General features: G+C 61.7%; 11 protein-coding genes. 7 read left to right on the plus strand and 4 right to left on the minus strand.

Features of this window, described 5'->3' with window-relative positions:
• Positions 1–25 precede the first annotated feature (25 nt).
• The 3 genes from hisC to ACR0CU_RS01155 are packed head-to-tail and all read left to right on the plus strand — an operon-like array spanning position 26 to position 2,882.
• Entirely contained in the window at positions 26–1,111 is a 1,086-nt protein-coding gene (gene hisC, locus ACR0CU_RS01145; protein WP_170444541.1) for a histidinol-phosphate transaminase, read from the plus strand.
• A complete protein-coding gene (locus ACR0CU_RS01150; protein WP_170444544.1) occupies positions 1,108–2,028 on the plus strand; it encodes a prephenate/arogenate dehydrogenase family protein in 921 nt (306 codons plus the stop codon). Before hisC ends, ACR0CU_RS01150 begins: the two co-directional genes overlap by 4 nt.
• On the plus strand, positions 2,025–2,882 hold the full coding sequence (locus tag ACR0CU_RS01155; protein WP_170444547.1) for an extensin-like domain-containing protein: 858 nt from the start codon (positions 2,025–2,027) through the stop codon (positions 2,880–2,882). Before ACR0CU_RS01150 ends, ACR0CU_RS01155 begins: the two co-directional genes overlap by 4 nt.
• Here ACR0CU_RS01155 and ACR0CU_RS01160 read toward each other — a convergent pair.
• Positions 2,879–3,880, minus strand: coding sequence for a DUF2125 domain-containing protein (locus ACR0CU_RS01160; protein WP_170444550.1), 1,002 nt, complete (start codon positions 3,878–3,880; stop codon positions 2,879–2,881). The genes ACR0CU_RS01155 and ACR0CU_RS01160 overlap by 4 nt on opposite strands.
• Before the next feature lie 67 nt (positions 3,881–3,947).
• Here ACR0CU_RS01160 and ACR0CU_RS01165 point away from each other — a divergent pair, with 67 nt between their 5' ends.
• The 3 genes from ACR0CU_RS01165 to ACR0CU_RS01175 all read left to right on the plus strand — a co-directional run bounded on the left by ACR0CU_RS01165 (position 3,948) and on the right by ACR0CU_RS01175 (position 7,471).
• Entirely contained in the window at positions 3,948–4,478 is a 531-nt protein-coding gene (locus ACR0CU_RS01165; RefSeq protein ID WP_170364856.1) for a gamma-glutamylcyclotransferase, read from the plus strand.
• A 68-nt stretch (positions 4,479–4,546) separates the two neighbouring features.
• Complete coding sequence (locus tag ACR0CU_RS01170; protein ID WP_170369686.1) at positions 4,547–5,725, plus strand: biopolymer transporter ExbB; 1,179 nt, start codon at positions 4,547–4,549, stop codon at positions 5,723–5,725.
• 3 nt (positions 5,726–5,728) lie between these two features.
• A complete protein-coding gene (locus tag ACR0CU_RS01175) occupies positions 5,729–7,471 on the plus strand; it encodes a peptidoglycan -binding protein (RefSeq protein ID WP_480642279.1) in 1,743 nt (580 codons plus the stop codon).
• Positions 7,472–7,478: 7 nt separating this feature from the next.
• Here ACR0CU_RS01175 and ACR0CU_RS01180 read toward each other — a convergent pair whose 3' ends face one another.
• From ACR0CU_RS01180 to gloB, 3 genes are all read right to left on the minus strand, one after another.
• Positions 7,479–8,369, minus strand: coding sequence for a YHYH protein (locus ACR0CU_RS01180; protein WP_480642281.1), 891 nt, complete (start codon positions 8,367–8,369; stop codon positions 7,479–7,481).
• Positions 8,370–8,538: 169 nt separating this feature from the next.
• Positions 8,539–10,863, minus strand: a complete 2,325-nt coding sequence (gene clpA / locus ACR0CU_RS01185) for an ATP-dependent Clp protease ATP-binding subunit ClpA (RefSeq protein ID WP_480642283.1) — start codon at positions 10,861–10,863, stop codon at positions 8,539–8,541.
• A 174-nt stretch (positions 10,864–11,037) separates the two neighbouring features.
• Positions 11,038–11,805: a hydroxyacylglutathione hydrolase gene (gene gloB / locus ACR0CU_RS01190; protein WP_170444563.1), complete on the minus strand. Its 768-nt coding sequence runs from the start codon at positions 11,803–11,805 to the stop codon at positions 11,038–11,040.
• 61 nt (positions 11,806–11,866) lie between these two features.
• On the opposite strand from gloB, the gene ACR0CU_RS01195 reads away from it, so the two are divergent.
• Positions 11,867–12,601 carry a class I SAM-dependent methyltransferase gene (locus ACR0CU_RS01195; protein WP_170339950.1) on the plus strand — a complete coding sequence of 245 codons (735 nt, stop codon included), beginning with the start codon at positions 11,867–11,869 and terminating at the stop codon, positions 12,599–12,601.
• The last annotated feature ends 306 nt before the right edge of the window (positions 12,602–12,907 follow it).

A 12,907-nucleotide genomic window follows, 5' to 3' on the forward strand; every position in this document is an offset into this window, starting at 1 on the left:
AGGGGCGCAACCAACGGAGCCCCTCATGAACAAGATCATCCCGCAACCCGGCATCATGGACATCGCGCTGTATCAGGGCGGCCAGTCGCATGTCGAGGGCGTGGAAAACGTCATCAAGCTGAGTTCCAACGAAAACCCTTTTGGCCCCAGCCCCAAGGCGATCGAAGCCGTGCGCGACAGCGCCACGATGCTGCATCGCTATCCGGTGACCGATCACTACAACCTGCGCGCGGCGATCGGCGAGCGGCACGGGCTGGACCCCGACCGGATCATTTGTGGCGTGGGGAGTGACGAGGTGCTGCAATTCGTGGCCCAGGCCTATGCCGGGCCGGGCGACGAGGTGATCCATACCGAGCATGGATTCTCGATGTATCCGATCATCGCCCGCATGGCCGGCGCGACTCCGGTCGAGGTGCCCGAGCGCGAGCGCAAGATCGATGTCGATGCGATCCTGGCCGCGGTGACCGACCGCACCCGGATCGTGTTCGTGACCAACCCGGGCAATCCGACCTCGACCATGATCTCGGACGCCGAGCTGACGCGCCTGGCCGAGGGCCTGCCGAAGACCTGCCTGATGGTTCTGGACGGCGCCTATGCGGAATTCGCGCCGGGATTTGACGGCGGCGCCGGTCTGGTGGACCGGTTCGACAACGTGATCATGACCCGGACCTTCTCGAAGATTTACGGGTTGGGCGGGATGCGGGTCGGCTGGGGCTATGCGCATCGCGAAATCATCGACGTGCTGAACCGCGTGCGCCAGCCCTTCAATCTGTCGCTGACGGCCATCGCGGCGGCCGAGGCCGCCGTGGCCGATGTGGAATATGTCGAGTTCTGCCGGGCCGAAAACGCCCGCCTGCGCGAATGGCTGTCGGCCGAGCTGGCCAAGATCGGCGTTCCGTCCGATCCGTCCTGCACCAATTTCATCCTTGCGCGTTTCGCGGATCAGGCCGAGGCCGAGGCCTGCGACGCCTATCTGCAATCGAAAGGTTTGATCGTGCGCCGGGTTGCGGGCTACAAGCTGCCCAACGCGCTGCGGATCACCGTGGGCGACGAAAAGGCCTGTCGCCGCGTGGTTGCGGCCATCACCGCGTTCAAAGGGGGCGCCGCATGAGCCAGATCTATGACCGCGTGGCGCTGATCGGGTTGGGTCTGATCGCCTCGTCGATGTACTGGGCGATCAAGCGCGCCGGGCTGGCGGGCGAGGTGACCGGCTATGCCCGGTCCGAGGCCACCCGGGACACCGCGCGGCGCATCGGTCTGTGCGACCGGGTCTGCGACACCGCGCAAGAGGCGGTCGCGGGTGCCGATCTGGTCGTGCTCTGCGTGCCGGTGGGCGCAATGGGCGCCGTCGCCAAAGACATCGCGCCGGTGCTCAAGCCCGGCGCGACCGTGTCGGATGTCGGTTCGGTCAAGCGGCACGTCATTGAAGAGGTTGGCCCGCATATTCCTGAAGGCGTGCATTTCGTGCCTGCCCACCCGCTGGCCGGGACCGAGCATTCCGGCCCCGAATCCGGCTTTGCCGAGCTGTTCGACAACCGCTGGTGCCTGCTGGTTCCGGTCGAAGGCTCTGACCCCGAGGCCATCGCCCGCCTGCGCGCCTTGTGGGAAGGGATGGGATCCAATGTCGACGAGATGGATGCCGATCACCACGATCTGGTTCTGGCCGTCACCAGCCACGCGCCGCACCTGATCGCCTATACGATGGTGGGCGTGGCCGACGACCTGCGGCGCGTCACCGACTCCGAGGTCATCAAGTACTCGGCCGCCGGTTTCCGCGATTTCACCCGGATCGCGGCCTCGGACCCGACCATGTGGCGCGACGTGTTCCTGACCAACAAGGATGCGACGCTGGAAATCCTCGGCCGTTTCACCGAAGAGCTGTTTGCCCTTCAGCGCGCGATCCGCAGGGGTGACGGCGAACATTTGTTCGACTATTTCACCCGTACCCGCGCGATCCGACGCGGGATCATCGACGCGGGGCAGGATACAGATGCTCCTGATTTCGGGCGCGTAAAGGCCAAGTCATGAAACTGATCAAAGGCAAAGCCCTGTCGATGATTGCCGTGATTTGGGCCGGCGCAGCCGCTGCATCGGCCCCCGACACATCACTGGTTCCGGTTGCGCGGCCATCCCCGGCGGCAGAGCTGGTGCAGGCCGCTTTTGTCCCGGCAAGTCCGGAGACGCCGATCGCTGTGCCAGCGAAGATGCGACCCGCTGTGCGGCCCCTATCCCCTCAGGTGCTGGCCGTGGCGGCACGCCCGGCCGACCTTCCGCTGCTTGGACCGGATACGTCACTCAAGCCCTATCTGCGGCCCGAGGCGTTGGAACAGCAAGTCCTGTTCAAAAAGCGAAAACTGCGCAAAGGATCGGTGTGCGGTGACATCGCCATTCAGGGCAAGGCCGTGGGCTCGGTTCCCGGCAAGATCAAAGCCTGCGGGATCAAGGATGCCGTCCAGATCACATCGGTGTCAGGCGTGATTCTCAGTCGCCCATCGACGATGGATTGCGGCACGGCGATCGCCTTGAACAAATGGGTCGACAAGACCGTCAAACCGACGTTCAAACGGCGCGGTCCAGTTGTCGAATTGCAGGTTGCTGCGCACTACGCTTGCCGTACCCGGAACAACCGGAAAGGTGCCAGGATCTCGGAACACGGCAAGGGTCGGGCCATTGATATCTCGGGGTTCAAAATGGCCGATGGCGAGGTGGTGACGGTTCTGGACGGTTGGCGCAAGAACCCCTCGAAGAAGCAGCTGACCAAGATCTGGCGCGGGGCGTGCGGGCCCTTCGGCACGGTTCTTGGCCCGAATTCAGACCGCTATCATCAGAACCATTTTCACCTTGATACCGCCCGTTACCGCAGCGGACCCTACTGCCGCTAACGCAGGATCAGACGCGGGGCCGGGCCCAACGGCAACGGTCCCAAAGCCACGAACCCGTCGCGGAAATTCAGCTGCAGGTCCAGCGCGTTGGGGTTGCCCCCCAGACCGGCCAGCAGGTTCAACGCCCGCGTGACCGGATCAACGGCCTGATCGGGCAGGGCACCCGCAGCATTGGCCATGGCAATCATGTCGCGCCAGTTCTCGGCTTTTACCGCAATCTCGCCAACCGGAATGCCCTGTTCATCAACCTCCAGTTCGCCGGTTGCAAACAGACGCAATTCGCCCCATTGCACCTCGGCCAGATGCAGGTCGATCAACCGAGGTTGAGGGCGACGTTCTTCCAGCGCGGAACGGTCCCAGGTTTTGTCGAAGGTGACATTCATATCCAGTTCGAGTGTCTCGAAGGCTTGGGGCAGCGAAGCAGCCGTTCGCATCAGCGCGCGCAGGTCTTCACCGGGCGTGAAGGCATCCGAACTGACCCCGATCGCATAGCTCTCGGGCTGGGTGCCTTGTCCCATGACCAGGGCAAGTGACTGACCGGCAGCCATGTCGGTTCCGTCCTGAGTCACCGACCAGTTGCCCGATGTCAGGGCCATCTTCTCCAACTCCAGCGCGACGCCCGGACGCAGATTCAGTTCCGCCTGAAGGCTGTCGGCCAGGATGATTGCGGTCTGGTCGAAATAGGACAGCCGCTGCGGCGTATCCGCAAAGCGCAAGATCTGTCGTCCGGGCCAGATGGCGGGGCTTTCGAATTCGATCCAATCCGCGCTCCAGGCTGTGCCATTCACCGGATCGGCCAGCGCGACACTGTTCAAGCGGGTCACGTGGTGCAGCGGAAATCCGGCGATTTCCACGTCGGAATAGTCGGCCTGCCATCCAAGATCCTGCTGATGCGCGAACCAACCGGTGATGGCGCTGCGCAGCCCATACCCGGCTATGGCCCAATACCCGCCCCAGAGGATGGCCAGAAATATGAACACTCGTACCAATCGGCGCATCGCAAATGGCCCTTTTTCCTGCCTTGGAATTGATGTTTATAGGCCTAAACGGGCAAGGACCAGAACTATGACGATGTGGGTATTCGGATACGGGTCGCTGTTGTGGAATCCGGGCTTTCCGGTGGCCGGGCGAGAGCAGGCTACCCTTCACGGCTATGCGCGGTCATTTTGCATGCGGTCGATCCATCACCGCGGAACCGAAGAGAACCCCGGCCTTGTCCTGGCCTTGGACGAACACCCGGATGCCCATTGCAAGGGCTTGGCGCTGGCTGTCGAACCGGGCCATGAGGAACGCACCCTTGAGGAACTGCGCGAGCGCGAATTGATCTCGTCAGCCTATGTGGAGAAGATGCTGGATGTGCATCTGGACAGCGGCCAGACGGTGACGGCAGTGACATATGTGATCGATCCCGACCACGTGCAGTATTGCGGGGGCCTGCCGCTGGAGGAGCAGGCGCAAATCATCGCGCGGGCCGTGGGCGGCCGCGGCCCCAACCCCGAGTATCTTTACAATACCGCTGAACACCTGTTCGAGATCGGGTTGCGCGACCCGGATCTTGAGTGGTTGGCGCAACGGGTGCGCAGCCTGACCGCATAAACCCTTGGCCTTGCCACCAGATTTTCGATAGATTCGCCTCAGAGCAGGCAAAACCGGGAAAGACGCGCATGGCGCATGTACAGCAGGGCGCGAGACCGCATTTCTCGCAACCGATCCGTCAAATCGTGATGATGCTGATCGCCATCGGGCTGTCGGGCCTGGGCGTGTTCATGGCTCTGCCCTACGTGCTGCCGGTTTTTTATGCCAACCCCTATCTGAACGGATTCATCCTGCTGGTCTTCGTCATCGGCGTGGTGGCCTGTTTCTATCAGGTGACCCAGTTGATCGGTTCGGTTCGCTGGATCGAAGCGTTCGTGGGCGGCGTCGTGCGCGAAGATGCTCGTACACCGCAGCTGTTGGCGCCTTTGGCGTCGCTGCTTCGCGCACGCGGGGCGAAATCGCAGATCAGCTCGACATCGACCCGGTCGATCCTGGATTCGGTCGCGGAACGGGTCGAGGAAGAGCGGGAATTCACCCGTTACATCACCAACGTACTGATCTATCTGGGTCTTCTGGGCACATTCTTCGGCTTGGCAACAACGGTTCCTGCAATTGTCGACACCATTCGCAGCCTGAACCCCCAAGAGGGCGAAGAAGGCCTGGCCGTATTCAATCGCCTGATGAGTGGCCTCGAATCCCAGCTGCAAGGCATGGGCGTGGCGTTCGGGTCCTCTCTGTTGGGGCTTGCCGGATCGCTGATCGTGGGTTTGCTCGAACTGTTCGCCGGCCACGGGCAGAACCGTTTCTACCGTGAGCTCGAGGAATGGCTGTCGTCGATCACGCGCGTCGGATTTGCCGCCGGAGACGAAGGTGGTGCGGAACTGGCGGTGCTGACCCCGGTCCTTGATGCCATGTCCGAGCAGATGGATGCGCTGCAGGATCTGTTCGCGGCCCAGGAGGCGGATCGCGCCGAGGTATCGGCCAAGCTGGGTGCATTGGTCGATGTCATCGCGGACATGAACCAGCGACAGGCGGAAAGCGAAGGGGTCACCGCCGCGCTTGAGCGGATCGCGTTGGGGCAGGACGCGCTGCTGGATCACATGCGTGAACATGGTGCGGGCGAGGGGATCGACGCCGAAAGCCGAATGCGGCTGCGGTCGATGGACGTGCAGCTTCTGCGCATTCTCGAAGAAATCTCGGCCGGTCGCCAGGACAGCATGAACGAACTGCGCAAGGATTTCGAGCTGCTGGTCAAAGCGCTGACGCTTCCGCGCGGGGCGGCGCGCCACACACCGGGCGGAGAATAACACATGGCCCTGTCTCGTCGAACCGGTCAGCGTTTCCAAGGCTCGGTCTGGCCCGGCTTCGTTGATGCGATCACGGGACTTCTGATGGTCATGACCTTTGTGCTGACCATTTTCATGGTCGTGCAGTTCGTGCTGCGTGAAACCATCTCCGGACAGGAAGACGAGCTGACTGCCCTGTCGGACGAAGTGGCCGCCCTTGCGGATGCCTTGGGCCTGGAAGAGCGCGAGAACAGCCGCCTGCAGGCCCGGTTGGGGGCGCTGAACACGACGCTGTCGCAGGCCGAAGAGGATCTGAGCCAGGCGCAGGGCTTGATCTCGTCACTCACCTCGGAGCGAGACCAGCGCGCTACCGAGTTGGAAGAGGCGCAGACTCGTATCACGGGGTTCGAAGCGCAAGTTGCCGCGCTTTTGGCTGATCAGGCGCGCGCGCAGGGCGATATTGCCGAACTGGAATCCCAGCGCGAGCAACTGCTTTCCGAGCAGGAGGCATTGAACCTTGCCTTGGCACAAAGCCGTGCGGAGGTGGATGCCCAGGCCGAGGCCGCACGGCTGGCGGCTGCACGCCGCGAAGCGCTGGAGGCCTTGGTAGCCGACCTTGAGCAAGCGGACAGTGCGCGCGCGGCCCAGATCGCGGAATTGCAAAGCCAACTGACTGAAGAGGAAGCCGCCCGCGTCGCCGAGGCTGCTGCCGCTGAGGCACTGCGCAACAGATTGCAGAATGCGGATGCCGAATTGACGGCCATGACCCTGGCACTGGAAGAGCAGCGTAAACAGGCCGAGGAAACACTGACACTGTTGGCCGCCGCTCAGACGGCCAAAGCCGAGCTTGAGCGGCAATTCGGTGAGTTGAATGACGAAGAGCTCAAGGCTCAGCTTGAAGCAGCCCTTGCGGCGCGAACCGAAGCTGAGGCCGAGGCCGAAAGTCAGCGGACGCTGGCCGAGCAGCGTGACGCCTTGCTTGCCGTTGCCCGGGAAACGATCGCCACCGAAAAGGCTCTTTCCGCCAAGGCGCAACGCCAGACGGCCTTGTTGAACCAGCAGATCGCCGCATTGCGCGGCCAATTGGGGTCGTTGCAGGCGCTGCTGGATGACTACAAAGACAGGAATGCCGAGGCCGAGGTGCAAATTCAGACCCTTGGTCAGGACCTGAACGCGGCCCTTGCCCGGGCCGCTTCCGAAGAACGGCGCCGCCGCTTGTTGGAAGAGGCCGAACGCGTCCGCCTGGAGGCTGAGGCCGAGAAACTGGCCGGTCAGAATCAGGAACTTACGGCGCAGGCCGAAGACCTGCAGAGGTACCGCTCCGAGTTCTTTGGTCGCCTGCGCGACGTGTTGGGCAACCAGGAAGGCGTTCGGATCGAGGGCGACCGCTTCGTATTCTCGTCCGAGGTGCTGTTCCCCCCCGGTTCGGCGGTTCTGTCCGAGGATGGCCGGCGCGAGGTCGCGAAAGTGGCGGGCATTCTGCGCGGGATTGCTGCGGACATTCCGCCCGAATTGAATTGGGTCATCCGGGTCGACGGTCACACGGACAATATCCCGCTGAACGGAACAGGACGGTATCGCGACAACTGGGAGCTCAGCCAAGGGCGGGCGCTGTCGGTCGTGCGCTACATGGTCGAACAGTTGGGCATACCGCCGGAACGCCTGTCAGCAAACGGATTTGGAGAGTTTCAACCTGTCGATACGGCGGACACTCCGGAAGCGCGGGCAAAGAACCGTCGCATCGAATTGAAGCTGACCGAACGCTAAGCCAGTGTCAACGCGGCCCGAAGCGGAAGCTGGGATCGGGTGTGCCCGCAAAACAGCGTGGAACAACCGGGTAGTCATCGGTCAGAAAATACGCGTAAGTGCCCGAAGGAAACTCGGCCGAGACGGTCATGGCGCCATTGCATTCATCGAGCGTTCCAAGTCCTGCTACGAACTCGAAGTCTTCGTTGAAAGTTCCATCATGTCGTCCGTCAGGGGCGGTCCCGCCCGGGCGCTGACCGGCCTTCAGCCGGTAGGAAGAGGTCATTTGCGTGACCTTGCCGCCTACCACACCGGTTCGGGCGTAAATCGGAAACCCGTCCGCCGCATACCCGATCAACGGAGAGTGTTCTTTCGGTGACCAGCCCTGCATTTCGATCAGGCCGGTCGGAACCCCGTGGTAGTGATATTTTCCGTTTGGTTGGACATGCGCGAAATTGGCATCGAGTCCAAGGGCGATCGCGCCGCCCAAGGCATTGTAGGACCAGCCCGACCGGGGATTGCCGTGCCAGAATTCAGCGGCCAGTGGGTCAAAGACGACCCCAGTCAGGGACACGCCAAAATTCCACCCCATGCGCAGAGGCGTTGGGGTTGCATTCGCCTTCGGAACGGCCGGCACGTTCAACTTGACCGACTGCTCGGCGATTTGATGGGGGTTGCCTTTGTTCGGAAAGCGACCGACCAGATGATTGGGGATGCCATTGCCGGTAATCGACAAGGCGCGGCCTTGTTCGGTGATCTCTGACCTGTTGACGCCTGGGTCGACGGTCGCCGGTTCCAGGTTCAACGGTTCCGCGCGGGTTTCGTCATGAAAGCGAAACCGATGCTGGGCAGAGGCGATTACGCCGACGACCGAGGCCGCGAAGGCGATGCTCCAAATGACGGCGATTTTTCTGGACACTGTGCTGTTCCACTCCAAAGGCTTTAGTTTGAAACGTGGTGCGCAGCGGTTTCCGTCGCTGGGAACTGTCTTTTTGGAGGATACTGGCAGGAGAGGGGGGCGGCCACTCACGAAATCGCCCGGCAGAACTGGCTGCCGGGCGATGAGACTTGTTTGATTGGATCGAACTCTAGTCCGCGGTGAGCAGCGGCGGCTTGTCGCCCGAGATCCGCGGATTGTCGGGGCCGACAATCTCGAGATCCAGATCGCCTTTCTTGACCGAGACCCGCACAACACCGCCCTTGGCCAGCTTTCCGAACAGCAGTTCTTCGGCCAACGGTTTCTTGATGTGCTCCTGGATGACCCGACCCAGAGGCCGCGCGCCCATCTTGTCGTCATACCCCTTGTCGGCCAGCCACTCGGCGGCTTTCGGGGTCAGGTCGATGGTGACGCCACGATCCAGAAGTTGCGCCTCAAGCTGCAGGACGAATTTTTCGACCACCTGCAGGATGACCTCTTTGGGCAGCGGCGCGAACGAGATTACCGCGTCCAGACGGTTGCGGAATTCAGGGGTGAACATCCGTTCGATTGCGGCGGTATCTTCACCCTCACGCCGGTCGCGGGCAAAGCCGATTGCGGCCTTGGCCTGTTCTTGCGCACCTGCGTTCGAGGTCATGATCAACACCACATTGCGGAAGTTCACCGTCCGGCCGTTGTGATCGGTCAGCTCGCCGTGGTCCATCACCTGCAGCAGGATGTTGAACACATCCGGGTGCGCCTTCTCGATCTCGTCCAGCAGCAGCACGCAATGCGGGTGCTGGTCAACGCCGTCAGTCAGCAGTCCGCCCTGATCAAATCCGACATAGCCCGGAGGCGCACCGATCAGACGGCTTACCGCGTGTTTCTCCATGTATTCCGACATGTCGAAGCGCAGCAGTTCCACGCCGAGTGTATCGGCAAGTTGCTTGGCGACCTCGGTTTTGCCCACACCGGTCGGGCCGGCGAACAGGTAGTTGCCGATGGGTTTTTCCGGCTCGCGTAGACCGGCCCGCGCCAGCTTGATCGCGCTGGCCAAAGCCTCGATCGCCTGGTCCTGCCCGAACACCACCCGTTTCAGCGAGTTCTCAAGGTCCTTCAGAACCTCGGCATCGTCCTTGGTGACGTTCTTCGGCGGAATGCGCGCGATCTTGGCCACCACGGCCTCAATCTCCTTGACGCCGATGGTCTTGCGCCGCTTGCTTTCCGCGACCAGATGCTGGGCCGCACCGGCCTCGTCGATCACGTCGATCGCCTTGTCAGGCAGTTTGCGGTCGTTGATGTAACGCGCAGACAGCTCGACTGCAGTCTTGATCGCGTCGGCAGTGTATTTGATGTCGTGATGCTCTTCGAAATAGGGCTTGAGACCGCGCAGGATCTTCACGCTGTCCTCGACCGAAGGCTCGTTCACGTCGATCTTCTGGAACCGACGCGACAGCGCGCGGTCCTTCTCGAAGTGCTGGCGGAACTCCTTGTAGGTGGTCGAACCCATGGTGCGCAGCTTGCCGCCCTGCAACGCAGGCTTCAGCAGGTTCGAGGCATCCATGGCGCCGCCCGAAGTTGCACCCGCACCGATCACGGTGTGAATCTCATCAATGAACAGCACGGCGTCTGGGTGATCCTCAAGCTCGGTCACCACGGCCTTGAGCCGCTCTTCGAAGTCGCCCCGATAGCGCGTGCCGGCCAGCAATGCGCCCATGTCCAGCGAATAGATGGTGGTGTTGGCCAAAACCTCGGGCGCGTCGCCCTGGACGATCTTGTAGGCCAAGCCTTCGGCAATCGCCGTCTTGCCCACGCCCGGATCACCCACCAGCAGCGGGTTGTTCTTGCGGCGGCGGCACAGAACCTGGATGCAACGCTCGACCTCGTCGGCGCGACCGATCAGCGGATCTACATCGCCGGCGCGGGATTTGGCGTTCAGGTCCACGCAATACTTGCCCAGCGCGCTTTCCTTCTGGTCGGCGTCACCGGAGGCGTTCTGCGCTTCCTCTTCACCCTGATCGGCGCCGGTCACCGGACGATTTTCACCAAACGCCGGGTCTTTGGCGACGCCGTGGGCGATGAAATTCACCGCGTCATACCGCGTCATGTCCTGCTCTTGCAGGAAATATGCCGCGTTGCTTTCCCGTTCGGCAAAGATGGCCACCAGAACATTTGCCCCGGTCACCTCGGTCCGGCCCGAGCTTTGCACATGGATCGCGGCGCGCTGGATAACACGCTGGAACGCAGCTGTCGGTACGGCTTCGGACCCGTCGATGTCTGTTACCAGATTGGACAGATCCTCGTCGATGAACTCGACCAGAGAGCTGCGCAATTCGTCCAGATCCACGCTGCACGCCTTCATGACGCGCACCGCATCGGGTTCTTCCAGCAGCGCCAGCAACAGATGCTCCAGCGTTGCGAATTCATGACGCCGTTCGTTTGCAGCCGCCAGGGCCGCGTGAATGGCTTGTTCCAGTGTGCTCGAGAATGAAGGCACGCGGGTGCTCCTCTGTATTGGGCCGGAAGGGGTTCGAGTATTGGCCGGATCCCCATCCCAACCATGACCTCATACTATTAGAGTTTGGTTGATCATGGCGCGGCTTCAAGGGTTTTCTTTCACTTGACAGTCACATTTAACGTGACCGTGGCCGTGGAGAAGACCAATTAGGCATCAGAAGCGGTCTTTTCTACCCCGGATCTCGGCAAAAACGGCGACCGGGTCAGCCCCCACCATTCCAAGCTGTGCCTGAATCTTGGGATCAGTGGCGCGCAGGAACGGATTGGTCGCCTTTTCCACGCCCAGATTTGACGGCACGGTCGCGCGACCCTTTGCCCGTGCCTGATCGATCTCATGCACCCGTTGCTCCAGCGCTGTGTTGTCAGGATCGATGGTTACCGCAAATCGTGCGTTTGACTGGGTGTATTCGTGACCCGAGCAGACCGACGTTTCGTCGGGCAAAGCAGCGAGCTTCGAAAGCGAGGTCCACATTTGCGCTGCGTCTCCTTCGAACAATCGGCCGCATCCCAGCGCCATCAGGCTGTCGGCCGTGAACACCACCGCGCTTTTGGGCATGTAATATGCCACATGTCCCACCGTGTGCCCCGAGACATCCAGAACCTCGACGGGTTCGCCCCCAATCTCGAACCGATCTCCGTCAGCCACCTGTTTGTCGAGGGGAGGAAGCCGGTGAGCGTCGGCCGCCGCACCAATCACCTGTGCTGGGTGCTGCTCGAGGATGCCCGGCAAGCCGTCGACGTGATCCCAGTGGTGGTGGGTCAGAAGCACATGGCTCAGGCGCCAGCCGCGTGCGGTCAATTCGGCCAGAATGGGTCCGGCCTCCGGAGCGTCGACCAGGGCTGTCTGTCCGCTTGCATGGTCATGTGCCAGAAAAGCATAATTGTCGCTGAGACAGGGGATGGTGACGATCTCAAGAGGCATGGCCTTTTGCCCTTTCGTTGCTAGACTGCGCTCAGCTAAGCCGATCGATCGGGTATCTGCAATGCATCTTGATGTGCAGGATCTTAGGAACTTCTACTACCGCAGCACGCTGGGGCGTGCGGCGCAGGCTGCCATTCGTGGCCGGCTGATCGAACTGTGGCCCGAGGCCAAGGGCCAGACGGTGGCCGGATTCGGCTTTGCGGTGCCTCTGTTGCGCCCTTATCTTGCGGACGCGCGGCGTGTCATCGGCCTGATGCCCGGACCGCAAGGGGTGATGCCTTGGCCCGCCGGTATGCAGAACGTGTCGGTGCTGACCGAGGAAACCCGGTGGCCGATCGAAACCGGTCATGTGGACAAGCTGGTGGTCATGCACGGGCTCGAGACCTCGGAACGACCCAGTCAACTGCTTGAAGAATGCTGGCGTGTTCTGGGGCCGGGAGGTCGGGCGGTGTTCGTCGTTCCCAATCGGGCCGGGCTTTGGTCCCGAACCGACCGAACGCCCTTTGGTTACGGACATCCGTATTCGGCAACCCAGTTGGAGAACCAGTTGCGCGCACATCATTTCGTGCCCGAGATGCACTGTTCCGCGCTTTACCTGCCGCCCTCGTTCCGGCGGTTCTGGCTGCGCTCGGGTGGGTTGATCGAAAAGACAGGGCAACGGATCCCGACCATCATGGCCGGTGGTGTTCTGATGGTCGAAGCCAGCAAGCTCGTGCGGCCACCAAGCGGCAGCGTGACCAAGGATGCTGAAAAACGCCCCATCAAAGCGTTGGACGGATTGCTGAAGCCGGCGTGAACTGGCGCGCATCCACAAGCGCGGGATTCCCGGAAACATGAGGGAAAAAGGCCACAGGAATCGCTAAAACAGGCAACTTGGTAACATTTTTCACGCCGGCGAATGGGTTCAAACCGTCGCAGTTTCCGTAACCAATTGAAAAGAAAGATTTTGTGGATAAAGCTGAGCCCGGCATAACATATTGCTAGGTGGCTTAGGCTCTGCTACATCCCCGGTGATTTTGATCCCCGCCCTTTCAGGACGGGGTTTCCTCACGCCCCCGGTTCAGCTGCCACACGCGAAATCGGGGCCTAAAATATCGGAAGG

This window comes from Ruegeria sp. BC2 (genome assembly GCF_056539245.1).

Excerpts from the sequence above, each read along its gene's own strand:
- hisC (WP_170444541.1), top strand. The coding sequence starts at position 26 with ATGAACAAGATCATCCCGCAACCCGGCATCATGGACATCGCGCTGTAT.
- ACR0CU_RS01150 (WP_170444544.1), top strand. The coding sequence starts at position 1,108 with ATGAGCCAGATCTATGACCGCGTGGCGCTGATCGGGTTGGGTCTGATC.
- ACR0CU_RS01155 (WP_170444547.1), top strand. The coding sequence starts at position 2,025 with ATGAAACTGATCAAAGGCAAAGCCCTGTCGATGATTGCCGTGATTTGG.
- ACR0CU_RS01160 (WP_170444550.1), bottom strand. The coding sequence starts at position 3,880 with ATGCGCCGATTGGTACGAGTGTTCATATTTCTGGCCATCCTCTGGGGC.
- ACR0CU_RS01165 (WP_170364856.1), top strand. The coding sequence starts at position 3,948 with ATGACGATGTGGGTATTCGGATACGGGTCGCTGTTGTGGAATCCGGGC.
- ACR0CU_RS01170 (WP_170369686.1), top strand. The coding sequence starts at position 4,547 with ATGGCGCATGTACAGCAGGGCGCGAGACCGCATTTCTCGCAACCGATC.
- ACR0CU_RS01175 (WP_480642279.1), top strand. The coding sequence starts at position 5,729 with ATGGCCCTGTCTCGTCGAACCGGTCAGCGTTTCCAAGGCTCGGTCTGG.
- gloB (WP_170444563.1), bottom strand. The coding sequence starts at position 11,805 with ATGCCTCTTGAGATCGTCACCATCCCCTGTCTCAGCGACAATTATGCT.
- ACR0CU_RS01195 (WP_170339950.1), top strand. The coding sequence starts at position 11,867 with ATGCATCTTGATGTGCAGGATCTTAGGAACTTCTACTACCGCAGCACG.